This is a genomic window from Granulicatella sp. HMSC31F03, assembly GCF_001807725.1.
Taxonomy (GTDB): domain Bacteria; phylum Bacillota; class Bacilli; order Lactobacillales; family Aerococcaceae; genus Granulicatella; species Granulicatella adiacens.
Map to the genome: position 1 here is coordinate 465 of NZ_KV790870.1, position 22,568 is coordinate 23,032.

General features: G+C 38.0%; 21 protein-coding genes and 4 pseudogenes. 5 read left to right on the forward strand and 20 right to left on the reverse strand.

What is annotated here, in order from left to right; translation table 11 throughout:
• Positions 1 to 565: 565 nt before the first annotated feature.
• Positions 566 to 787, forward strand: a pseudogene (locus tag HMPREF3106_RS07410) (helix-turn-helix domain-containing protein); the annotation flags it as partial.
• 73 nt (positions 788 to 860) lie between these two features.
• On the opposite strand, the gene HMPREF3106_RS07415 reads toward HMPREF3106_RS07410, so the two are convergent.
• From HMPREF3106_RS07415 to HMPREF3106_RS09720, 5 genes and pseudogenes are all read right to left on the reverse strand, one after another.
• Positions 861 to 3,779 carry a Tn3 family transposase gene (locus HMPREF3106_RS07415; RefSeq protein WP_001240982.1) on the reverse strand — a complete coding sequence of 973 codons (2,919 nt, stop codon included), beginning with the start codon at positions 3,777 to 3,779 and terminating at the stop codon, positions 861 to 863.
• Positions 3,780 to 3,782: 3 nt separating this feature from the next.
• Complete coding sequence (locus HMPREF3106_RS07420) at positions 3,783 to 4,337, reverse strand: recombinase family protein (RefSeq protein WP_000576156.1); 555 nt, start codon at positions 4,335 to 4,337, stop codon at positions 3,783 to 3,785.
• A gap of 354 nt (positions 4,338 to 4,691) precedes the next feature.
• Positions 4,692 to 5,429 carry a 23S rRNA (adenine(2058)-N(6))-methyltransferase Erm(B) gene (erm(B), locus tag HMPREF3106_RS07425; protein WP_001038790.1) on the reverse strand — a complete coding sequence of 246 codons (738 nt, stop codon included), beginning with the start codon at positions 5,427 to 5,429 and terminating at the stop codon, positions 4,692 to 4,694.
• A gap of 124 nt (positions 5,430 to 5,553) precedes the next feature.
• Positions 5,554 to 5,637: a 23S rRNA methyltransferase attenuation leader peptide gene (locus HMPREF3106_RS07430; protein ID WP_001814874.1), complete on the reverse strand. Its 84-nt coding sequence runs from the start codon at positions 5,635 to 5,637 to the stop codon at positions 5,554 to 5,556.
• A gap of 48 nt (positions 5,638 to 5,685) precedes the next feature.
• Positions 5,686 to 5,769: pseudogene (locus tag HMPREF3106_RS09720) on the reverse strand (MLS leader peptide); the annotation flags it as partial.
• 283 nt (positions 5,770 to 6,052) lie between these two features.
• Between HMPREF3106_RS09720 and HMPREF3106_RS07435 the strand changes: the two are divergent.
• Positions 6,053 to 6,190, forward strand: a pseudogene (locus HMPREF3106_RS07435) (XRE family transcriptional regulator); the annotation flags it as partial.
• A gap of 59 nt (positions 6,191 to 6,249) precedes the next feature.
• On the opposite strand, the gene HMPREF3106_RS09340 reads toward HMPREF3106_RS07435, so the two are convergent.
• From HMPREF3106_RS09340 to HMPREF3106_RS07495, 15 genes and pseudogenes are all read right to left on the reverse strand, one after another.
• Positions 6,250 to 6,417 carry a cysteine-rich KTR domain-containing protein gene (locus HMPREF3106_RS09340; protein WP_000336323.1) on the reverse strand — a complete coding sequence of 56 codons (168 nt, stop codon included), beginning with the start codon at positions 6,415 to 6,417 and terminating at the stop codon, positions 6,250 to 6,252.
• 118 nt (positions 6,418 to 6,535) lie between these two features.
• Positions 6,536 to 8,455, reverse strand: a complete 1,920-nt coding sequence (gene tet(M), locus HMPREF3106_RS07440) for a tetracycline resistance ribosomal protection protein Tet(M) (protein WP_000691736.1) — start codon at positions 8,453 to 8,455, stop codon at positions 6,536 to 6,538.
• A 15-nt stretch (positions 8,456 to 8,470) separates the two neighbouring features.
• A pseudogene (locus HMPREF3106_RS09760) lies at positions 8,471 to 8,518 on the reverse strand (hypothetical protein); the annotation flags it as partial.
• 313 nt (positions 8,519 to 8,831) lie between these two features.
• Positions 8,832 to 9,767 (reverse strand): conjugal transfer protein, encoded by a 936-nt coding sequence (locus tag HMPREF3106_RS07445; protein WP_001224320.1) that lies wholly within the window; start codon positions 9,765 to 9,767, stop codon positions 8,832 to 8,834.
• The gene (locus HMPREF3106_RS07450; RefSeq protein ID WP_000769868.1) at positions 9,764 to 10,765 is read right to left on the reverse strand and encodes a bifunctional lytic transglycosylase/C40 family peptidase; all 1,002 of its coding nucleotides are present in this window, start codon (positions 10,763 to 10,765) and stop codon (positions 9,764 to 9,766) included. The genes HMPREF3106_RS07445 and HMPREF3106_RS07450 overlap by 4 nt, the downstream gene beginning before the upstream one ends.
• Positions 10,762 to 12,939 carry a CD3337/EF1877 family mobilome membrane protein gene (locus HMPREF3106_RS07455; RefSeq protein WP_000804748.1) on the reverse strand — a complete coding sequence of 726 codons (2,178 nt, stop codon included), beginning with the start codon at positions 12,937 to 12,939 and terminating at the stop codon, positions 10,762 to 10,764. The genes HMPREF3106_RS07450 and HMPREF3106_RS07455 overlap by 4 nt, the downstream gene beginning before the upstream one ends.
• Before the next feature lie 2 nt (positions 12,940 to 12,941).
• Positions 12,942 to 15,389 carry a conjugal transfer ATPase TcpF gene (locus HMPREF3106_RS07460; protein WP_000331160.1) on the reverse strand — a complete coding sequence of 816 codons (2,448 nt, stop codon included), beginning with the start codon at positions 15,387 to 15,389 and terminating at the stop codon, positions 12,942 to 12,944.
• The gene (locus HMPREF3106_RS07465) at positions 15,373 to 15,765 is read right to left on the reverse strand and encodes a conjugal transfer protein (RefSeq protein WP_000723888.1); all 393 of its coding nucleotides are present in this window, start codon (positions 15,763 to 15,765) and stop codon (positions 15,373 to 15,375) included. Before HMPREF3106_RS07465 ends, HMPREF3106_RS07460 begins: the two co-directional genes overlap by 17 nt.
• Positions 15,766 to 15,853: 88 nt before the next feature.
• The gene (locus HMPREF3106_RS07470; protein WP_000342539.1) at positions 15,854 to 16,351 is read right to left on the reverse strand and encodes an antirestriction protein ArdA; all 498 of its coding nucleotides are present in this window, start codon (positions 16,349 to 16,351) and stop codon (positions 15,854 to 15,856) included.
• A gap of 116 nt (positions 16,352 to 16,467) precedes the next feature.
• On the reverse strand, positions 16,468 to 16,689 hold the full coding sequence (locus HMPREF3106_RS07475; RefSeq protein ID WP_001009056.1) for a hypothetical protein: 222 nt from the start codon (positions 16,687 to 16,689) through the stop codon (positions 16,468 to 16,470).
• A 42-nt stretch (positions 16,690 to 16,731) separates the two neighbouring features.
• Complete coding sequence (gene mobT / locus HMPREF3106_RS07480; protein ID WP_070445562.1) at positions 16,732 to 17,937, reverse strand: MobT family relaxase; 1,206 nt, start codon at positions 17,935 to 17,937, stop codon at positions 16,732 to 16,734.
• Between the two features lie 22 nt (positions 17,938 to 17,959).
• Positions 17,960 to 18,112, reverse strand: a complete 153-nt coding sequence (locus HMPREF3106_RS09350) for a hypothetical protein (protein ID WP_000879507.1) — start codon at positions 18,110 to 18,112, stop codon at positions 17,960 to 17,962.
• A gap of 2 nt (positions 18,113 to 18,114) precedes the next feature.
• Positions 18,115 to 19,500 (reverse strand): FtsK/SpoIIIE domain-containing protein, encoded by a 1,386-nt coding sequence (locus tag HMPREF3106_RS07485; protein WP_000813488.1) that lies wholly within the window; start codon positions 19,498 to 19,500, stop codon positions 18,115 to 18,117.
• A gap of 28 nt (positions 19,501 to 19,528) precedes the next feature.
• Positions 19,529 to 19,915, reverse strand: a complete 387-nt coding sequence (locus tag HMPREF3106_RS07490; protein WP_000985015.1) for a YdcP family protein — start codon at positions 19,913 to 19,915, stop codon at positions 19,529 to 19,531.
• 15 nt (positions 19,916 to 19,930) lie between these two features.
• The gene (locus tag HMPREF3106_RS07495) at positions 19,931 to 20,245 is read right to left on the reverse strand and encodes a YdcP family protein (RefSeq protein ID WP_000420682.1); all 315 of its coding nucleotides are present in this window, start codon (positions 20,243 to 20,245) and stop codon (positions 19,931 to 19,933) included.
• Between the two features lie 459 nt (positions 20,246 to 20,704).
• Between HMPREF3106_RS07495 and HMPREF3106_RS07500 the strand changes: the two genes are divergently transcribed.
• The 3 genes from HMPREF3106_RS07500 to HMPREF3106_RS07510 are packed head-to-tail and all read left to right on the forward strand — an operon-like array spanning position 20,705 to position 22,563.
• On the forward strand, positions 20,705 to 21,058 hold the full coding sequence (locus HMPREF3106_RS07500) for a GntR family transcriptional regulator (RefSeq protein ID WP_070445565.1): 354 nt from the start codon (positions 20,705 to 20,707) through the stop codon (positions 21,056 to 21,058).
• A gap of 15 nt (positions 21,059 to 21,073) precedes the next feature.
• Positions 21,074 to 21,763, forward strand: coding sequence for an ATP-binding cassette domain-containing protein (locus tag HMPREF3106_RS07505; RefSeq protein WP_048711145.1), 690 nt, complete (start codon positions 21,074 to 21,076; stop codon positions 21,761 to 21,763).
• The gene (locus tag HMPREF3106_RS07510) at positions 21,760 to 22,563 is read left to right on the forward strand and encodes a hypothetical protein (RefSeq protein ID WP_048711146.1); all 804 of its coding nucleotides are present in this window, start codon (positions 21,760 to 21,762) and stop codon (positions 22,561 to 22,563) included. The genes HMPREF3106_RS07505 and HMPREF3106_RS07510 overlap by 4 nt, the downstream gene beginning before the upstream one ends.
• The last annotated feature ends 5 nt before the right edge of the window (positions 22,564 to 22,568 follow it).

A 22,568-nucleotide genomic window follows, 5' to 3' on the forward strand; every position in this document is an offset into this window, starting at 1 on the left:
CACGTTTACAGATATAGTCAAACTGATTTTCTATTGTGGTCTGAAAAGAAGATGGTTTCATGTTTCTCACCCCCTTTCTGTCTAGGAAAGGAAGTGAGCCTTGCTCGTTTATCTCCTTTCACTCTTAGTCCCAATGTGAAAGGGGGATTTGTTGCATTACTGATAAATAAACTTTGTAAAAAAGTTCTGAATAGCCAAAAAAGCATATAAACAGATTTATTTCTCTGTTTACATGCTTCTGTTATTCTATCTATATGATTTATAAAACCACATTGGTGGACGTACTTATCTATTGCAGATAGACGACTTTTTTTGACAAGAACCCAATGTAAGGAAATTTATTGTATATGATGTACTTCATGGCGACGTTGACCTCCAACAAACCGCCATTTGGAAGTAATATACAATATTTTAACAGCGTAAATAGCACTACCATATAACGGTTTTTTTTATTGGCGTTTAGTAGTGCTTTTTATTAAATATAAACCTATAAACCATATAACACGTTTTTCTATACCTGTTTTTAATTCAGTAGGAACAATAAAATGTATAGAGGTGGTCTACTATGCGTAAAAAAGAAGATAAATATGATTTTAGAGCCTTTGGTTTAGCCATTAAAGAAGCTCGATTGAAACGAGGTTTAACTCGTGAACAAGTGGGAGCATTGATTGAAATTGACCCACGGTACTTAACTAATATTGAAAATAAAGGGCAACACCCCAGCATACAAGTTCTTTATGACCTTGTATCGTTACTTCATGTTTCCGTTGATGAATTTTTCTTACCTGGGGTCCCGAGCGCTTAGTGGGAATTTGTATCGATAAGGGGTACAAATTCCCACTAAACCAATGTTTCAAGGCCTATTTATTTTTTATATTCAATTCTCTTAAGTGTTTAGGAATAGATAACAAGTCAAATTTATACTCTCCAAGAAAAGTGATATGCTCCCAATTAATAGGAGATACATGCTTCATATACTTAGTTACTTCGGGATCTATTTTGACGAGATAATTATAAGCTGCTTGTAAGTAGACGGCGTTCCATATACTTATTGCATTTATTAACACATTAAGCGCACTAGCACTTTGAAGTTGTCGGCGAATATCGCGCTCCATAAATTTTCCGCGTCGCCCAAAAAATAGTTCTCTAGCTAAAGCATTAATCGCTTCTGTCTTATTTAGTCCATGAGTGATCCTTCGCCGTAGCTCACTATCTGTAATATAATCTATCATAAAAATGCTCTTTTCAATGCGACCTAGTTCTCTCAGTGCAAGAGCTACTCTATTCTTACGTGCGTATGAGCCTAGCTTTCCTAATAGTAAAGAACTAGATACTTTTCCTGTTTGAATCGAATAGGCGATTCGTTTAATTTCATCATAGTTTTCTTCAATAATTTTTACATTGATTTTTCCGCTTATATCTTCTGATAAGTTAGGGTAGTAGGAAGGTGATTTGATAGAAAATAATTGTGATTTTTTTATATTTCTGATGCGAGGTTCAAAATCAAAGCCTAGTAATGCGGTCATTCCAAACACCTGATCAGAATACCCATTTGTATCAGTAAAATGTTCCTCAATATCTAGATCTGTTTCATGATAAAGTAGGCCATCAAGGGTATGAGTAGCTTCCCTTGTATTAGTTGAAGCAACCTCGATATGATGAGTCGTATGCCTATCATTTATTGATCGAATCATTGTAGCTCCTTTTTCCATACTTTTGTAATGTGGATTAACATCGGATTTTAGAGCTGAGACGCCCACTGGGACGCGCATTCCGTCTGAAGCAGTGGTTTTTCCTTCACCCCAAAAGTCTGCAACAGGAAGCTTTAACTGATAATTAACCAAAACAGATTGAGCACGAGTCAGAGCTTCTTTATAAAAGCGCCATTGTTTGGCATTGGCTAACTGAGAATAAGAAATTCCAGGAGTTGATTGGGCCATTTTTTCAAGACCAATATTCATCCCTAAACCCAGCAAAGCAGCAAAAATAATTTTTCTTTCTTGTTCACTCGGCGGTTTCCCTGTAGAATCATGACTAAATTCTTGTGAAAAGTTGGTCCAACTGTCCACCTCAATTAAAAGATCACTAAGCCTTATCTTAGGAATTATTGAATAAAGTTTTTTTCTATATATTTCTGCTTCGCTAGGTGTAACTTTTTCCAACTTTTTAAGGTTTGCTCTTGAAATTCTCTTATCAACTGTCGAATAAAATTGAAGCTGTAAATCTAAAATTATTTCCCGATCCTTTAAATAGTCCTCAAACGTGTCTGGAATAGTTTCTGAATCAATACAAGCAGATAAATCAACTAAGTAATCATCAATATTTCGATGGATCATACTTCCTTCAACTGAAATATCTCCTGATCGAATATTGTTCTTTAGCTCGGTGAAAGCTACTAACTCATAGTAAGACCGATCTATTTTCCCCTCTTCTGGCCGAACAAGGCTTTTCCATTTTTTACTCACAAAATCAGTAGAAGTATCTGCCGGTATTTTTCTTTTACCACTATTGTGTAAATCAGTTAGTTGAGTTAGGGCCATGAGGACTGGATTTGCTGCCGGAGTTGCTTTGAACGAAAGGGTCCTCAATAACATTGGCGTGTATCTTCGGAGGTAATTAGCTTTATTTCGAACCATTTCTAAATAGCCATGATTTTTATTACCTGTAATTTTTTTAGCTTCTTCTCCATCTTGTACTAAATCTTCCCAAGGCATGATTCGTTCAATTTCGTCAAAAGGATTACTATCATTATCTTTTGCAAAGTGAAGAGCATCAATTAAAGAAGCATAATGTTCCAATTTTTTAGTAGCCAATTTTCCTTTTTCTTTTAACTGTTCTTGTGAATCACGTGTCCCTTTGCGTTTAATACTTGCTAAAATGCGGTCATTAATCTCAATCAGTTGATCGATCAGATATTGATGATGATTGACTAAAAAAGCAATAAGTAAAGAGTATCTTTTTTCAAGCTCAAAACGGGAGAAGTCATATGCATCATAATTTTCCCCTAGTCTAGCTAGCTGAAGAAACCTGTTCCGATTAATATGGGAGACATTAATTGTCCCGAGTCCCATGGAAGCAATCACTTCCACTTTTTTACAAATACTCATAAAGCTTTCTGGATTTGCCTTACCTGGAATGTCTTTTAGCCAAGCGAGTTTAGTTATTTTCGTCTCTTCATAAATTTGAAACAAACTCTCTAGTTTTTCAATTTGTATATCTGTTAATGAACAGAGTAATATTGAAAATAAGTTGTTTTCTGCTTTATCTCGACAGCGGCTTATAATGTCTTCAAGTGTAGCTATAGATGGAAAAATAATTCTTTTTCGAGTTAAGAAATCAATTGTTTTTTTCATTAGATAGATAGAGTCATCATTTTCTAAAGCTAGTTCAATTAAATATTCTATTAACTGTTTTTGTGTATTAGCACTACCGAATCGATGATAGTTGAATACTTCTAAGATCTCGTTGAAGTGATTTGCACGTGTATTTCTATGATCATATGAATTTAAATCAATTGCATCAAGATGGAGCTGTCGACTCACATAAGAAGTTAGTCTGGTTGATTTAATCGGCCAATTACTTAAAGAACACCCAGGATACCGGGCCAAACAAAGTTGTATCGCAAATCCTAGTTTATTGACCTTTCCACGGTGTTGATTAATAACCTCCAGATCATAATCAGAAAAACTAAAATACGCTTTAAAATCCTCTTCTGATAAGTGGTCTACAGAAAGAAGTTGTTCACGCTGTGAAGTAGTTAAAATTCTTTTCATAGCCATATCTTAAGCATTCCTTTTATTGAGGTAACGGTAAAAGGTTGTTTTGCTTAATTTAGAGGCATCAAGAATTTGACGAATAGAATACTCTTTGCTGTCATACATTTTTAAAGCTAAATCAATTGATAGCTTACCTTTACTTGGACGGCCCCCTTTTTTTCCTCGGACTCTGGCTGCCTTAAGACCAGAGTTAGTTCGTTCAATAATAATATCCCGTTCCAGTTCTGCTAAACTAGCCATAACTCGGAAAAAGAATCTTCCCATAGACGTTGAAGTATCTACGTTATCTTGAATAGATATAAAATTGACACTAAGTTCTTCAAATAATTCAGAAAGTTCAATCAAATGTTTAGTTGATCGTGAAATTCGATCTAACTTGTAAATGACAACAGAATCTCCTTCACGTAGTAGGTTGATCATTTCTTCTAATTGCGGTCGGTCTTTTTTCGCACCAGTTACTTTTTCTTGAAATAATTTATCAATTCCATAATGAGTAAGTGCATCAATTTGTAAACTAAGATTTTGATCATCCGTACTCACTCGAGCATAGCCAAAAATCATAAAAAAACCTCCTTAATTTTATAATTTAAATGTACCATAACTCATTAAGTATAACTATATAGGAACTATGAAAAAGGAACGGATTTTGGTACTTGATTTACTTAAAAAACATTTAGAAAAAGCAGGAAAATGAAAAGGTACCATAAACGGTCGTTTATGGTACCATTCAAATTTATCCTTATTGTACAAAATAACAGCGAAATTTTTAAATCTATTCCTTATCGATACAAATTCCCCGTAGGCGCTAGGGACCTCTTTAGCTCCTTGGAAGCTGTCAGTAGTATACCTAATAATTTATCTACATTCCCTTTAGTAACGTGTAACTTTCCAAATTTACAAAAGCGACTCATAGAATTATTTCCTCCCGTTAAATAATAGATAACTATTAAAAATAGACAATACTTGCTCATAAGTAACGGTACTTAAATTGTTTACTTTGGCGTGTTTCATTGCTTGATGAAACTGATTTTTAGTAAACAGTTGACGATATTCTCGATTGACCCATTTTGAAACAAAGTACGTATATAGCTTCCAATATTTATCTGGAACATCTGTGGTATGGCGGGTAAGTTTTATTAAGACACTGTTTACTTTTGGTTTAGGATGAAAGCATTCCGCTGGCAGCTTAAGCAATTGCTGAATCGAGACTTGAGTGTGCAAGAGCAACCCTAGTGTTCGGTGAATATCCAAGGTACGCTTGTAGAATCCTTCTTCAACAATCAGATAGATGTCAGACGCATGGCTTTCAAAAACCACTTTTTTAATAATTTGTGTGCTTAAATGGTAAGGAATATTCCCAACAATTTTATACCTCTGTTTGTTAGGGAATTGAAACTGTAGAATATCTTGGTGAATTAAAGTGACACGAATGTTCAGTTTTAATTTTTCTGACGATAAGTTGAATAGATGACTGTCTAATTCAATAGACGTTACCTGTTTACTTATTTTAGCCAGTTTCGTCGTTAAATGCCCTTTACCTGTTCCAATTTCGTAAACGGTATCGGTTTCTTTTAAATTCAATTGTTTTATTATTTGGTTGAGTACTTTTTCACTCGTTAAAAAGTTTTGAGAATATTTTATATTTTTGTTCATGTAATCACTCCTGAAGTGATTACATCTATAAATAAATACAGAAGTTAAACGATTTGTTTGTAATTTTAGTTATCTGTTTAAAAAGTCATAAGATTAGTCACTGGTAGGAATTAATCTAACGTATTTATTTATCTGCGTAATCACTGTTTTTAGTCTGTTTCAAAACAGTAGATGTTTTATCTACATTACGCATTTGGAATACCAACATGACGAATCCCTCCTTCTTAATTACAAATTTTTAGCATCTAATTTAACTTCAATTCCTATTATACAAAATTTTAAGATAATGCACTATCAACACACTCTTAAGTTTGCTTCTAAGTCTTATTTCCATAACTTTAGGGTTAACCATACGCAAGACCAATCACTCTCGGACAATACTCATGATTTTAATGATAAAATCCATGTTAAACCCATAGATAAGAAATACACCTGCAATAACCGTTACCTGTTTGTGCCAATTTAAAAATGCACCACTTTTTTATAATTAAAACGGTTGAAAACTGTACCACTAATAACTCACAATAGAGAGATGTCACCGTCAAGTTAAATGTACAAAATAACAGCGAAATTTTTAAATCTATTTCTTATCGATACAAATTCCTCGTAGGCGCTCGGGACCCCTACCTGCTAATAACTTGGTAAAAAGCACCCGACGATTACAGATAGAGAAATACATGGATAGCTTTACAGACAAAGAACTATCCTTAATGGAATCTTTAGCCAGCGGTATCAACGAAGCAAGAAACATCGAAGACTAATTAAAAGAATCCATACATAACGGAAAGAGCCGATAAAATGAGATTGTATTAATCTCATTTTATCGGCTCTGCGTCTTTGCGTCTGGCTCTGTAATCACAGTTACTTTGAACTGCTTTATTTCAATTAAATTTTCTTGTCTGCATTTCGGACAATAGAGGGGGAATTTTTTTAATTCAGTATCTTCCCTTATCTTTAATCGTGTTTTATTTCCACATACAGGACACAATATCCACTTGTAGTTTATAATAACTATCTCCTCCTTTACACTTTAATTCAAATCTTTATTAAAAAATATTTCATCTTATTTAACAAGAAACCATATTTATATAACAACATAAAATACACTAAGTTATTTTATTGAACATATATCGTACTTTATCTATCCGACTATTTGGACGACGGGGCTGGCAAACAGGTTCACCGGTAGTAACATGGTACCCTTTTAACTCTGTTAAACAAACACTACGTCCATTTGTAAAGAAAGTTAAATCACTACGATATTCTTGAATACACCGAGCAGGGATTTCTCCACTAAGAATGACCTCATTATTTTTCAATTGAGTGTCTACGATGTTCGCACAATATTTAGGAGCATCGTTGTATGCTCGTGAAAGATATTCCTGTGGCGCATAAATTTTAAAACTAAGATATGGCTCTAACAATTCTGTTCCAGCTTTTTTTAAGACTTGTTCCAATACAATAGGAGCAAGCATCCGAAAATCTGCTGGAGTACTAACAGGGCTATAGTATAAACCGTACTTAAAACAGATTTTACAATCCGTCACATTCCAACCATATAATCCTTGTTCGCAACCATAGCGTATCCCTTCCATAACTGCATTTTGAAATGATTGATTTAAGTATCCAAGAGAAACCGAGCTCTCATACTGCATTCCACTTCCCAACGGAAGCGGTGATACAGATAAACCAATGGAAGCCCAGAAAGGATTTGGCGGCACTTCGATGTGAATGGTATATTCTGCATTTTTTAACGGTCTCTCCATATAAATGACTGTAGGCTCTTTTAGTTCTATCTCCACATGATACTTTTCTTGCAACAGTGCACTAATCACTTCCATTTGTACTTTCCCTAAGAAAGAAAGTATAATTTCATGTGTCGTAGAATCCACGTAATATCGTAGAAGCGGATCACTATCTGAGATTTCCAAAAGGGCATCAAGCAACATTTCTCTCTGTTCAGGTTTACTCGGTTCAACAGTTGTTTGTAGTAGAGGGTGCGGATTTTCAATCTTTTTTCTCTGTGGCAATAGTTTTGTATCTCCAAGAACACTATTTAACTTCAAAAACTCATTTTGCAAAATAACAATTTCTCCAGAATAAGCTCTATCAATCTTACATAATTCACCATTTATTGAAGTATACATTTCTGTAACTTTTATTTTTTCTTTTTCTGATACTCTAACCGAATCTCGTAAATGTAGTACTCCACTATAAAGGCGTATATATGCAAGACGTTGTCTTTTTTTTGTATATTCAATTTTGAAAACATTTCCGCAAAGTTCAGACGGACCTCGATGTGTTGATGAATAAAATTTATTAGTAATAACTTCTATAAGGTTATCAATCCCTATATTACTTTTTGCACTTCCATGATAAAGAGGGAACAGAGAACAATTCTGAAATCTTATGCTTTCCTCTTGTTCGAGTTCCAATGCTTCTAATGATTTACCGGACATATATTTCTCTAAAAGGTCATCGTTTCCCTCTATTACCGTATCCCATTGTTCAGATTCGGTAAAGTTCGTCACACACATATTAGGATACAGTTCTACCTTCTGTTTGATTACAATTTCGGCAGAAAGTTTCTCTTTAATATCCTGATAAACCGTTGATAAATCAATTCCATTTTGGTCAATCTTATTGATAAAAAAGATTGTGGGAATCCCCATTTTCCTAAGTGCATGAAATAATATACGAGTTTGTGCTTGTACGCCATCTTTTGCAGAAATCAGTAGAATTGCCCCATCTAAAACTGATAATGAACGATATACTTCTGCTAAGAAATCCATATGTCCTGGCGTGTCTATGATGTTCACCTTCGTATTTTCCCACTGAAAAGAGGTTATTCCTGTCTGAATTGTAATTCCTCTCTGACGTTCTAAAAGCGTATTATCCGTCCTCGTTGTACCTTTGTCCACGCTTCCTAATTCTGTAATCGCTCCACTGTTATATAATAAGCTTTCTGTTAAGGTAGTTTTTCCTGCATCAACATGAGCTAAAACTCCAATATTAATAATTTTCATGTGATTTTCCTCCATTCAAAAACCCAAAAGGGCATAAAAATCCCAGTGATAAATACTTTTATCACTGGGATTTTTATGCATAACCATAGGTATACAAAGCATACAGATATTCTCTGGATACTTTAGAATCACATGATAAAGGTATTCTTAAACTGGGTACAAAAAACTAAGCCCTCCTAAAAAAGGACATCTAATTATTTGTTCCCGCTATCAAATTGACAGTTTATTTAAGAATACCTTGCCGCATATTTATTAACTCCTTTTAAATAGTCACTTAAATAATAGCACGTAAGAGCATATTTGTAAAGGAATCTCCAATTTTTTATCAAAGAGAGTACGTGATTACAAAATAGCTGTAATAATGTACCAATATTTGTTATTCTATAATCTTCCAATTACTCCCGTTCTTTTCAAGTACCAAATCAAATTGAGATACCTGCGTTGCTTTGGTCTGCTGGTCGATATACTCCACTGTCAGCGATACCGTGACTTGATTATCCTTACGATTGTGAATAGGATTTACCAGTTCTTGAAAGATGTACTCTTTTCCGATTGGTTTTAATATCCCGTCATTCACATAGTAGGAAAGTTCACTGGCTGTCGCTGTAGGATAGAGCTTGAAGAACGTCGTTAAAAACTCATTGATTTCATTGGTTGTAATGGAATCAACCGTCCCCTCACTTTCAATGGCTTTTGGTTTATAACTTGATTTCTTAGGTATGTTGGTAATGGTCGGATTCTTAACCAGTACCATATTTCCAGAACCATCTACATAGACACTCACTATATAAGCAGAGTGGACGGTCTTTGTATTTTCTCCCTCTGTAATGAGCTGGTCTACACTGTAGGTTACATTAAACTCATTGTCGCCAGTTGGCTCTACCGTCCATATCTGAAATCCTCTTACAGAAGACGATACAGGAATATCTTTGCGTACTGTATCAACATTGAGAGCTTGAAGTTCATCTGTCAGATAGCCTTTTAGACTTTCCATTCGATTATCAATGGACTTATCGGATTGCTCCCATGAATAGTAGACTTTCGCAAAGTTCTCTACAAAATTTTCTACATGATGAGTATCAACGTATTCCTTTTCTATGATAGTTGTTTCGTGAATAGTATGAGTATCTATAGCTGTAAAGTGCTTGAATATCGCAAAGCTGAAACTAAGCCCTAAAAGTACCCACAAGGCAATCACAACCTTTTTATGAGGATTGACCTTATAGTAGACACGAGGTTTCTTTTCCTTTGGTATCTGTTTTTCTTTATTCTGATTTTTTCTAAATTTCATCATTAAATCTTCCTTTCTCATTGTTTGATTCGTCCTGCTCCCACTAAATGCTGTTGCCAGTAGGGGCTTGTTAAGTCGGCATAACCGATTGGGTCGCCTGCATGAAACATACGGTTATTGCCAAGGTATATCCCAACATGAGTAATATAAGAGCCAGCGTTATAGGTAGAATGAAAGAAAACCAAATCGCCAGCTTGTGCTTCCGATAGTGGGATATGCTGGGTCACATCATATTGCTGTTGTGCGGTTCGTGGTAAGTTAATTCCAGCTTTTCCATACGTCCATTGTGTCAGTCCGCTACAATCAAAAGAAGTAGTCGGGGAAGCTCCACCGTAAACGTATCGCCAGCCCTCATATTTCAGTGCTTCGTCCATGATGGCTTGTACCGTATCATCATCAAACTCTGTTGTGACAAGATACTGCGTTACCAGTTGCACATAAAACATATTGCCATAGTTGTATCGCCAGCCCCCATTGATAGGTATGGCTATGGGATTGGGGTAAGACACTTTTTCGCCACCTGAATACTCTTTTGAGAAACTTTGAGCCAGTTCAAAGGTATATTTATTTCCACGATTAGCCACATACCCTAAGAAACCACCACCATAATTGTAGGACTGGATAACCGATTCTAAATCTACACTGAGCCTTTCGCTACTGGCTAATAATTCACTGAAATACTTCACACCTTGCTTAATGGATTCTTCTGTACTCAATGAATTAGGTGGAAGACCGAGGGATTCCGAGGACTGCATAACATCTTCCGCAGTACCGCCCGATTCCACCTGTATAATCGCAAGAAGTATGTTGACATATTCTTCAACGCCATATTCTTTGGCATATTTTTCTACCATAGGCTTATGAGCCAGCACTTCTGCGGAAACATTCACACCTCCATAATGAATATTGGAAATTCCGCTGTCCTGTTCATCTGAAAATAAAATGGCAACAAACAGAAGCAGTGAGAAGACCATCAAGAATAATCCAGAACCACCAATCACTAAAGTTTTCAACTTCATGGTTTCTTACCGACTTTCTTAATGGTGGCGGTTTTGATTGGTGGTCTACTTCTTGTATTTTGTAGTGGTACTCTTTGAACAGTAGACGGACGTTCTTTTGTGATTGGACGTTGTGAAGTTCTATCTGCTGTAGTGGTTGAAGTTGCTGGCTTTTGAACGGTTTTTTCTTGAACGGTATTGCCTTGGCGTTCCACTTTTGGACTTGAAAAATCGGACTTAACTGCTGGACGCTCTTGTTTGGCTTGTTGAGATTCCTTATATGAAGTCTGAATATTAGACTGTTTTGAGGTCTGTTCATCATGATATTGTTCTTGTCTTGTAGTCGGTCTTTCATGAACAGAAGAAGCAGGCTGTTTTTTCTGTTTGACCTGTTCCATTTCAGAGCGACGCTTCGCAATGGTTTTTCGCCTTTGTTCCTGCTGTTCCTTGCGTCCACTGGCTCTGTCCGCTTTGGTTTGAGAAATACTACTGGTTAAATCACGGACATTCTCTTTTACTTTGGATTTTCCTTGATATACTGCATATCTTGCATTGGTCGGCAAATCTTTAACCTGTTCTTTCAAACCACTAGCAGTGTCTACCATTCTGTCTTTGGTATCAGCTACTGTACCGATGGTTTGACCGATACGTTTTCCAAGTGTTGATTTTTCCTTTCCGTCTGGTCGGGAGTGATCTGCTTGTGTCCTTGCAGAACTCCCCGAACCCGACTGTCCTTTTTTACCTGTAACAATGGCAGACCCAGCCCCTAGAGTAGTCATGGAACGTCCAAGTTTCCGCTGTAGACGGTGCATGTGAGCGTGCATAAGCATACGAGGTTTTCTCATCACACGACTTCCCACACTTTGAGAATCGTTACTCTGTAGAGAAAACATACTCATTAAATCGCCCAGCTTGAAGTAGATTCCTGCAAAGGTCACAATCTGTAGAAAAGCAATCAAAAAGAACGGATAACCAGCCGATAAGGTATAGAGCATGGTTGAAATACTAAATGCTGTCGTAATAATCAATGTGATTCCAGCTCGTGTCAAAATGGTATTAAAGAGCTTTGTTATGGCTCGTTTTGACATACCATCAAATGATGGAATCATGCTTAAAATAAAGCTCACAGGCAGAAACATAGCATAGATGATAAAAAGTACCTGCGAGAAAATCATGATTCCTGTTAATAGGAATACAAATATGGAAATCCCAATATTGAAGACAAATAGGAAGAAGACTGTACCTAAACGGTTAATGGTCTTTGTAATGGTTAGATTGGTATTGCTTCTGTCTTCAATTTCTTCCGCAACAATTTTTTCTCTGTCTTCGCCATTGTTGGAATCTGGGCTGGTGGAGAGCAGGCTTTCCACACGGTCAATACCGATACTTTCAATGTCTGAACTGTTGTATTGAAGCAGTAGCCACGGTTGCTGAACCTGTATGGAAAACAGGCTATCTCTGATTAAGTCCACGCTGTCCTTGCCTTGACTATCGGAATGGGGCATGACAATCTTCGTGCCAAGTGATAAACTGGCATTACTGATGTCTGATGAAAAGTCATTGATTTTTTTAATGTAGTCGGGAGCGTAGGCAATAAAGGAAGCCGATAGGATAAACACCAGCACAAAATTCATAATGGCATGAATTGCCTTTGTGGTTTCTCTCTTTATCAGTCCCGTATAGGCAACATAAACCCCAAGAACCAAAATCAAGAGTAAGAGGAATCCAACATAGAAACCCTCTGTTGAAAATCCGTTTGCACTCACACCAGCTAAGGTCTGCATATTCTTACCAATGGAATCTGCTGTAGCGGAAATGAAGTCTAAGGAATAGGCTTCCTGTACTAAGTAACCTGTCGCATTGGAAACATACAAACTGATTGTCCAAATAAAATTGGTAATGGCATATAGTCCATACATGACCTGTTTTCCAATCCCGTCCGACCAGTTCCACGGAAGCCAGCCCCAGCTATTATCCACATAAAAATCCAGTTGATAGTTTTCAAGTGGGTATCGGCTGTATTCATTTGCCACATTGACCGTATCATCTACCAAGCCCGCAGCTTGAACCACCGTTCCCAGCATGGCTAAAAGAAAAATGGCAATCACAAGTGTGAAAGCCACTGTCATTGCCACTTTACCTAGACGTTTCAGCGTCCAGTTTGATTTTATTCTGTTTACTATTGATGGTTTCACATTTACACCTCTTTTCGCACAGGTGGTCTGGTATCAAAGGCATGGAGCAGTTCTTCAAATACAGGGTGGAACTGTATCACACCGACACGACCATATAAATCACTGATAAGGCATTGCCCGTTTTCCAAATCACGCAATCGCTTCTGATTGTTTTCGTCCTCTGGGTCTACACCAAAAAAGGCTAAGGTCTTTTTAATCTCGTTAAGGTCAGTGGAACGAAATGCAAATTTTAAGCCGAGGTTATTTTTCAGTTTTTCATCTAAGAGGTCGTCTGTATTTTGGGTCACGAAATATACCCCAGCGTTCATAGCACGACCAGCCCGAACCAGCTTCATAGATAGTGTTTTTCCTTGTGCTACCTGTAAAAAGCTCCATGCTTCGTCTAAATCTACAATCTTGAAAATGCTTCGGTCTGTATGGATAAAGTCTAAAGCAAAGGTACTAATGACAATCAGCATAGCAACGGATAAAAGCTCCATAGTGGTATATTCCTCAAAGGAAGTTTCCTTGTCGGGAAGTACCAAGTCCGCAACCTGTATAATGTTCAGTTGTTTTTCTAAGCTGATAGACTGCTCCACATAACCATTACTGAATAATAAATGTGCAAAGTCATAGTCTGTAAAACTTTCGATATGGTCGGCTATACTGGTACTTAGTGGCGTATTCTCAACCCGTAATTCCTCAATCACTTTCATCAACCCTCGTACTTCACTATTGGTTACTGCACGAATGGCTTTTCTAAGGATTGGGAAGCGTTCCCCATCACGAGAGGAAATCCCCGTAAGGAATGTCAGAATATCAATAGCCAGTGATTCAGAATCTTTGGGATTTTTCATAATCACATAAGGGTCAAGTAAGCCTTTGTTTTTCTCATCAGAAGTCAGAGTGACGATATTGATTTCATGGGAAATCTCTGGCAAGGTTTCTTTCCATCTGCCACGTTCTGCTTTTGGGTCTACAATCACTGCTTGTGCCCCATAAAGCACCGCATAATAGACGATAAGGTTATTCGCAAAGGATTTACCACCACCCAGCGAACCAACAAAAGCCGACGCTAACGCATTGGTTACTGAACCCTTAACCCCTTGACTGGCAAGAGCAGGTTTCAGATAGACATTGCGTCCAGTATCTAAGCTGTAGCCAACATAAATCCCCTCATTTTCCCCCAGCATTTGAGTAGCACCAAAACCTAAACCAGCGAGGAAATCAGAGGTCACGTATTGAATATAATCATTCATATAACGCTTGCTGGCAGGTAAAAATTCTTCATGTAAGCCGAGCATATCCCCAAATGGTCGTACCAGTTTTACGCTTAAATCGTCATAAAAATCTTTCACTTCATTACAACGACGTTTGAGTTCGTCAAGATCATTTGCTGATACCCTTACCACATAAGACAGCTTGTACATAGATTCCTTGCTTTGGTCTAAATTGGTTTCCAGCTCATTCACACTTTCCAGAGCTTCCGCCACATTGGAGCTGGTTTCATTATCACTTTGCCAAGCGTGGTTATCCAAGTCTTTCAGTTCTTTCTTTTTATTGCGGACAGTAGATAGGGCTTTACGATTCGCTACAATTTCCACATTCATTGACGTATCAATCGGGAATGTAAATTGCTGTTGCTGGTAGTAGAAGATTTCAGAGGACGGGAAGTCCAGTTCTCCGACAATGCTGTTAATGGTAAAGTAAGCTACATAGACGGTTTCATCTTCCTGCTGGATTTTCAAATATCGCTGTTTTTCTTCCACCAAACAGCGAGTAGGCTTAATCAAGTCATAGTATTTAATCAGCGTTTCATTATCCAGCTTTTTCTTTGATAGATGGTACTCATACTCTTCATAGGCAGTGCCTGTCTGTCCGTAAAGGTGTTCAATCAGATAGCCGAAGTCGTCCTTATCTAACCTGCGGATTTTGAAACGACGAGAGATTTTATTTTCTAAGAGCTTTTCCATCTTCTGAAAACGCAGGATTTCATCATTACTCATACTAACAAAATCGCCCATCAGCTTATGGTTCACATCATAGACAAAATCAGACAAAGCATTTTTTGCTTCAACGGTAAGACTTTTCATAGAAAACTCCTGATCGTTGAGAAGCAACTTAAAGCCGATAAAGAAACGGTAGTTCACTTGATTTTCGCCAATCATGGATATTAAAGCGTCTGTCTGTTGGTCGATTTTGTCATAGGCAACCGCTTTGAGCTTGCCAGTGACTTCATTTTTGGAACGCTCTTGTGCAGAACGTATGCTGGATTCTGTACTGATTTGTAAAGCATGAATTTTGCCATCACGATTTTGTGCGATAAGCTGTCTGAAAGAATCATGCACTTGTATTTTCTGTTCTGGACTTAGAAATGAGTAATTGTAAGGAACAAGCTCATAGTAAGCATAACATTCCCCGTCTTTATTCCAGACGAGATTGTTTTCAATGTATTTAATTGGATATGCCATAAAATTCACTCCTAACTGCTGTAATGGCTTCTTGTGGCTGGTTTCTGCCAAGCGTTACTTTTTTTCCTGCATAGGTCAGCTTTGGTCGCAGTGCATAAGCAATGACAGACTTCAAAAATCCATAAGGCTTTTTACCATCAAAAGTTTTTGTAGACATAAACCATGTGAAAGCCACAGGAATCCCAAAGTATTTGAGAAATGCTCCCTCTATCATGGAAAGAGGGGGCAAGTTGCCAAGTATCATCACTGCAAAGAGTGACACGACAAACCATGTCATTTGCGTAAAGGTTATGGGAAACGGAAGTCTAAAATCATTGATAGAATACAGTACCTTTTCCACAGACCAGATACTGGTATAGCTTCGTATTTTCTTCATGTAATCAATCCTTTCATAAAAAATAGGGGTAGCTGATTGAGCCACCCCGTAAAATAGAAAATCTGCCAGTAGTAATGTACCGACAGATTTAATAGACGATTTCAAAAATCCCATGATTGGTTGAGATAAACGTTCCTGAAAGGTCTAAATCCCGACCATAGGCTTGATAATCAATATAGTTTTGAAGACTAGCTGGTACTTCGCCTAAAGCACCCGTTTCTTCAATGTAGTAGCGTGCCACGTCATACATATCATCACAATCGGAATGAATGATAATATCCTCTTGATGTTCGCTTAGTTCTTCAATGCTTGAAAAATGAGTGAGCAGAGCAGATAGCTCCGATTGTAATTCTTCGGGTAATTCCGATACCATTTCCCATAGTCGATTGAGTTCGCCAATGGAAGTGTATTCGTCAACCGTAAAGGGTAACTCGTAGTCATGAATGGCGTATTCCTCATATTCATCATTCAAGCCGATTTTCTCTTTGACTTCCTCAAAGTCAATGGGAAAGGTAAACCACGCACCGACCAATTCGCCCTCATTGTATTTGCCTAAATTCGCAATATAGACTTGCATATCGTCCATATATTCACGTCCTTTCTTTGTAGAGATTCAAAAATCCCTACCGCACTTCGTTTGGTGTACCATTCCTTTGCGGAACATAAGAAAACCACTTATATTCCACAAAAGAACGGTTTTATTTAAGCACCAATAATGCGATTGAATAGCTCTAGTAAAATGTCTTTTACTCCAGCAGCGTTGAAGACTAAGCCAACCGCAATAATCGCAATAATTAAAAAGCCAATCAGTTTGCTAAACTCACGCTTGAAGCCAAGATACAAGCCAATCACAACGATTGCTAAAAGCACCAGTGATTGAGCGTTTGATAGAAACCAGTTATAAAGGTTTTGTCCAAAATTCATAAAAATGTTCTCCTCTCTATATTCAATGAATTTGTATTTGAGTTATTTTTTTGTTGTTATCACGTCCTGTTCTTTTACTGACTGTTGCTTCAAAATCTGCTTGTGTCGGTCTGTCAGTTTCGCATGGTCGAGAATGTCTTTTACAACCTGCGTCTGGTTGATTTCATCAAGTTTAATCGCAACCTTTAAGGTCGGGGCAACTTGATGAGATAGCCAGTTCAGCGTCCTTTGGAAGGAGTAAGGCTCTGGTTTTGTGGTTAGTTTTAATCGTTCACGATTGTTCCCAATAAACCAAGCCCATTCTTCATTCAGTTTCCAATCAGAACGAGGTTTGGAATCGTCTTTATCTACAAAACGGATATACCGATTGATAATTTTAAAGGCGGTATGCTCTGGATTGTCATAGACGAGTAAATCACGGACTGCATAATAGGCACGCTCATTTTTCAATCGAATCTCAAAACGTTTTTTTACTTCTGCGTCTTCAATGGGAATATCATTTTTCTTGTACTGCTCGTAGTCCTTTTCATAGATACAGAAATAAACTTCACTTTGTAATGAACCGATATAGAGGGTGTTTCCCATACATTCCTTTTCCTCTTTGCGTACCAGTTCGCCACTGCGATAGCTTTTAAAACTGCGGAAGACGGAGATACATTCTTCCTGTTGGCACTTTTCAGTGAGTACAGGGATATTCAAAATCCCTGTCTTATCGTTAATGGCAAGGTCAAGGCGTTTCATCACACCGCCAGCCACCAAAACGTCCATAAAGAACTCATACCAGCTTCTTTGTTGTGCCAGAAGATAGCTTTCAAATTGTCTGCACCCACGACCTTTCAATTCCACCAGAACTCCTTTGTCCAGTTCATGGGAGCAAAGGACGAATATGTCGCCTAAAGCATAATGCTCTGAATAAGAATAGAAACCATAGTCCTCATGAAGAAAATAGGACAGTTTCAGTTGTAAGATGTTTTCGACCACCTGCTGTACGTCTGTTGTCGGAAAGCGAATCCTTACATAATCAAACAGCATTTCAAGGGGAGCGTCGGGATTGAAGCGTTCCAGAGCTTCCCAAAGGGACTGCTGTAAATCCTCTGATGGCTTGACTTTTCCTGTTTCAATATCGCTTAGATACTGCCTTGTAATACCAGTCGCAACAGCTAAACGGTTTTGAGATAGTCCATAAGCCAAGCGTTTTTCTTTTAAATGCTGTAACCAAGTTTGTTCATTCAGTAAAAATCCCTCCAATCAAAAAGGCGTATGTCAACTTTTAAAGCCCATTTGACATACGCTGAAATTTTGTAAATCCCTTGTAACCAAAGGATTTTCTAATGTTTTTTTGACTGTTTCCTGTCGATTTGTACCCCCCTGTTAGATACGGGGGGTTAAGTGCTGGCGTGGCTATTGCCACACCAGCCAGCAAGATCAGTCCACACCTGCGACTTCCGCTTCGCACGTCGCCTGCGTGGACTGTCTGCTGTTGGATAACTTTTTAATTTCCTCCAAGAAATCATATCCTTTTGGTACAAGGGGAGTATAAAACTCTGATATGACACTTGTTCCTACATCAACATAGCCACGACCTTTGATTCGCTTTAAGAAGAAATCCTTTTGTACGTCACTGCCAAACATCATGCCATAGCCCATTTCAGACATACGACCTAAAGCCACTCTGAAATTAAACTGATCACGGATTCCGTCGCCTAAATATTTTGCGTCTGGACGTTGACAAGCCAGTATTAGAAAGAAGCCAGCTTGACGACCTAACATGACAATCTGTTTCAGCTTATTCATAACTGCGGTGTTTTCTTTTGTTCCCAGCATTTCCATGAAAGCGACGTATTCATCAAAGATTAAGAAGTGTGCCGGGAGACCTAAGTAAGCATAATTTTTGCCAGTCTTATAGTTCTTCATCTGCTTCATTTCCTCACTACGTTTCATCATTTCTTCATAGAATGTTTCAATGCAAGAAAGCAAGTCTTCTTTTCTATAGTAGACATTTGCCATCACAGAACCTAAGTCCGCAAGGTCAGCATTTTTCGGGTCAAGAATATACAGTTTTGAATCTGTATGAAGCAAGGCTTCAATCAGTGTCAGTATAAAGTAAGTTTTACCGCCACCTGTACCACCAGCAATCAACATATGAGGGAGCTTATCATATTCCCACCATACGTTTTTCATTAAGCGAAGTTTACCATCTTTAGCTTCTACTTCATCAATAGAAATACGACTGGCTATGGTGTCATAGAGCAAAGTATATTCCACATAGGAATCCTTTAACTCTTTATCCGTCAGCTCACAGTACAAGCCACTCTCTAATTTCTTTTCCAAGTGTAAGAGTTGGTCTTGATATTTTCCCAGCGTGATTTCCACCCGTATCTGTATCAAGCCATTTTTAAGTCGATAATACATTTTAGGGAAGTAGGTTATCTTTTCCTTTGTACGACCAGCACTATCTTTAAAGAAACCCTCTGTTTTGACCTGTTCAGATTCATACCACTTGTTTTCAAGTATCATCTTTGCCAGTTTTTGACGGTGGTAAAGTTGTTTAACCGTATCATAGCGAACCCGTTTGAATACAAACGCTACCAGCAAGCAGATAAGAATTGCGACACTGAAACTGATAATTAAATAGGGAATGTCAATCTTATCTGCTTGTGATAGGTTAAAATCCTGCCAGTTGATCTGCTGGATTGTCTTCACATGAAACAGTCCGACAACCAGCAGGAAAACAGGCAGGAGTGACGCTATCGTAAAATGAAAGACTAAATCTTTACCAGATGGGCGAATCCTTTTACCACGCTGTTTCATGCGAAAAAGTCTCCTTTCTACCTAGCGACTATTTGTCTTGTGTCGGTTCTTTCTTTGCTTGTGGTTGAGCTTTGAATGAACTAGAATCCTTTGTCAGCACAATATCGTCTGCCTTGATATACCAGTCAACATCTGCTCCTTGATAGGTGGCAGTAGCAACGGTGTCCGCAATGGGATTGATAAGTTCCACCCGTGCGTTATAATCAAACTCTTTCAAAGGCACGCTGGCAGGAATACTTACTTGAATCATGCGTCCTTGTCCTTTGGATTTTAAGTCATAGGTACGTTCCTTGATTTCATCTGAAACCGACCCGTCTTCATTTTGGATTCTCACTTCACGACGTAGAGCAGAGAATTTCAATTCTCCAAAAGTCGTGTCTTTATCTAATACAATGCCATTTGCTAATCTCATCATTTTTCCTCTCTTTCTTTATTCTTTTATCATGTCGTCAGCATGTAAAAGGTAATTTGTAAAACCACGAGTGCCGATTTTGTAGCCCTCTGCGGTAATACGTGGATTGACTAACTTCACACGTTCCTCAAAGCCGAAATGTTTTTCGCCAGCTTCAGCAGGAAGCACCACCACAATATCATCTGCTCTTTGAACATCAGAATAGAGATTATAGCTTCTTGATAAGACAGTTAGCCGTCCGTTGATTCTTCGCTGAACGACTTTATCCTCGCCAGCAAATTCTAAATTGCCGAATGTTTTTTCCATGTTGGGAATCACAAATTTAAGTTCCATATTTTTACCTATCCTTTCTTTTTTATTGGCTGAATGAATGTTTGATGGTCTTAAAGAGTGGGGAACGACCTTTTGATTCTTGATTTTTTGTTTTCATAAGTTCACTTCCTTTCAAAATCGGGTAAAAAAATAGACACCTCATTTTTTGAAGTGTCTACCTATTAAATATTCAAATTTTATTGGAAGTATCTTTATATCTTCACTTTTCAAGGATAAATCGTCGTATCAAAGCTCATTCATAAGTAGTAAATTAGTAGTAAATTGAGTGGTTTTGACCTTGATAAAGTGTGATAAGTCCAGTTTTTATGCGGATAACTAGATTTTTATGCTATTTTTATTTTTAAAAAATATTTTTGAAAACGCTATTGACATTTGAGTGTACTAAGCGCATAATACAGTTAAAGATAAGTGTATTAACCGGTTAATACACTGAAAGGGAATCAAAGAAAGGAGTTACTGATGATCGTATTTGATAAAAGAAGTCCGGTCTACGAGCAAATTATCGCCTATTTCAAAGCGGAAATTGCCTCCCACAGAATGGAAGCAGGCCAAGAGATGCCTAGTCGGCGTGAATTTGCGCAAACCATGCAAGTGAATCCCAATACGGTCCAACGTGCCTTTCATGAATTGGAGGTCATGGGGTTGATTACGACTGGAAATAATGTCATGAGTCGTGTGACAGAAGATGTAGAACGGATTGAGCAACTAAAAGAAGAAATGTTGGGTGAGGCGATTGGAAGCTTTACAGAAGCGATTAAGCCTCTCAACTTAACTGCAGAAGATGTTATCGAACATCTCAAAAAACAATTGTAAGGAAGGAGCGGTACTATGTTAACTGTTCAAAACTTAAGTAAGAGATTTGGAAAGAAACAAGTGTTGAATGACATCTCATTTAACGCGAAAAAAGGGGAAGTGACGGCTCTTATTGGTGTCAACGGAATTGGGAAAACAACGATTATGAACTGTATTGCAGGACTATTACCATTTGATAAAGGGAAAGTTGTTATCGATGATATGCCAGCCCGTAAAGTGTTTGCGGAAAAGGTGAGCTACATTACAGATAGTTCGATTATTTCTCCAGACCAAACAGTGGACGAGGCAATTGATTTTATGCGCACGTTCTATCCAAACTGGAATCGTCAAAAGGAAAGACATTTATTAGACTTTTTCCGTTTGAATTTAAAAGATGAAGTACGATCACTCTCGAAAGGGAATGTTGCTAAACTGAACTTGCTTCTCGGGATGGGGCTGGATACAGATTACATCTTGATGGACGAACCATTTTCAGGAATCGACGTGTTTACCCGTGAAGAAATCGCGCGTGTGTTTACAAGCGACCTACTTGATGGACGGGGCGTATTGATTACAACGCATGAAATTAATGATATTGAGTATATCGTCGATAAAGCAGTGCTCTTAAACGATGGACGTGTAGTGAAGGAATTCTATCCAGAAGAAGTCCGCGAAGAAGAGGGCAAATCAATTGTCGATGTGATGAGGGAGGTATACTTACCATGAAGAAAGTCATCAACTTAACGATTTATAATATCGGCCAGGCGAAAGGATTCATCCTCGTGGTGGCCTTACTTCAAATCTTATTGCAACTAGGGTTGAAGGTGAAGACCCTTGCGACGACTGGATTACTAACCGGACAATTGCGCATTGTGAGTCCTGATATCGTGAAACAAGTCGTGCTAGACCAACTCTCAATCGGACTTCCAGTGTTCTTTGCGGGAACAGCGATTTTGGTTTACTCGGCAGTGATTTGGTCGAGAGAATGGAGCAGCAAAGGCTCATTTATTTACCGTCTACTCATGCTTCCAGGATCCCGTTTTGGAATCTACTGGGCTAAATTATTAACAATGCTTGTGATTACGTTCTTCTTACAAGCCGTTCAAGTAGTTGGGGTGTTCTTAAACTACTACCTCACAAGCTTCTTTATTCCAGAGTTTGCACAGTACCACATCACACCATGGTCGCTTGTGACAAACTCTATGGCAATGCCGCTTCTAGTGCCACAATATGCGGTGCAGTTTCTTCTCATTTTGACGATGGGGATAGCCCTCATCGTGACGGTCTTCCAACTCGCAATTCTTGTCTTTGGGGTTGAGAAGAAGGGGTACGTTCGTAAGGTAACTTCGGTCGTCCTCTACGTTTTAGTCATTGTTGTGACATTCACAGCTATCATGCGCACACAATTTGTCGTTCGTTTAATTGGAAATGAAGCGATGGTCTTTTTAATCGGTAGCATGCTCATTTGGATTGTTTTAAATATGCTACTCAGCGATTATTTATTAAATCATAAGGTTAGTGTGTAAGGAGG

Bases quoted from the DNA above. Each gene is read 5' to 3' on its own strand.
- HMPREF3106_RS07465 (WP_000723888.1), bottom strand. From the start codon at position 15,765: ATGAAGAAAATACGAAGCTATACCAGTATCTGGTCTGTGGAAAAGGTA.
- HMPREF3106_RS07485 (WP_000813488.1), bottom strand. From the start codon at position 19,500: ATGAAACAGCGTGGTAAAAGGATTCGCCCATCTGGTAAAGATTTAGTC.
- HMPREF3106_RS07490 (WP_000985015.1), bottom strand. From the start codon at position 19,915: ATGATGAGATTAGCAAATGGCATTGTATTAGATAAAGACACGACTTTT.
- HMPREF3106_RS07430 (WP_001814874.1), bottom strand. From the start codon at position 5,637: ATGTTGGTATTCCAAATGCGTAATGTAGATAAAACATCTACTGTTTTG.
- HMPREF3106_RS07500 (WP_070445565.1), top strand. From the start codon at position 20,705: ATGATCGTATTTGATAAAAGAAGTCCGGTCTACGAGCAAATTATCGCC.
- HMPREF3106_RS07460 (WP_000331160.1), bottom strand. From the start codon at position 15,389: ATGGCATATCCAATTAAATACATTGAAAACAATCTCGTCTGGAATAAA.
- HMPREF3106_RS07420 (WP_000576156.1), bottom strand. From the start codon at position 4,337: ATGATTTTTGGCTATGCTCGAGTGAGTACGGATGATCAAAATCTTAGT.
- HMPREF3106_RS07450 (WP_000769868.1), bottom strand. From the start codon at position 10,765: ATGAAGTTGAAAACTTTAGTGATTGGTGGTTCTGGATTATTCTTGATG.
- HMPREF3106_RS07415 (WP_001240982.1), bottom strand. From the start codon at position 3,779: ATGGCTATGAAAAGAATTTTAACTACTTCACAGCGTGAACAACTTCTT.
- HMPREF3106_RS07505 (WP_048711145.1), top strand. From the start codon at position 21,074: ATGTTAACTGTTCAAAACTTAAGTAAGAGATTTGGAAAGAAACAAGTG.
- HMPREF3106_RS07445 (WP_001224320.1), bottom strand. From the start codon at position 9,767: ATGAGAAAGGAAGATTTAATGATGAAATTTAGAAAAAATCAGAATAAA.
- HMPREF3106_RS07475 (WP_001009056.1), bottom strand. From the start codon at position 16,689: ATGAATTTTGGACAAAACCTTTATAACTGGTTTCTATCAAACGCTCAA.
- HMPREF3106_RS07495 (WP_000420682.1), bottom strand. From the start codon at position 20,245: ATGGAACTTAAATTTGTGATTCCCAACATGGAAAAAACATTCGGCAAT.
- HMPREF3106_RS07510 (WP_048711146.1), top strand. From the start codon at position 21,760: ATGAAGAAAGTCATCAACTTAACGATTTATAATATCGGCCAGGCGAAA.
- HMPREF3106_RS07470 (WP_000342539.1), bottom strand. From the start codon at position 16,351: ATGGACGATATGCAAGTCTATATTGCGAATTTAGGCAAATACAATGAG.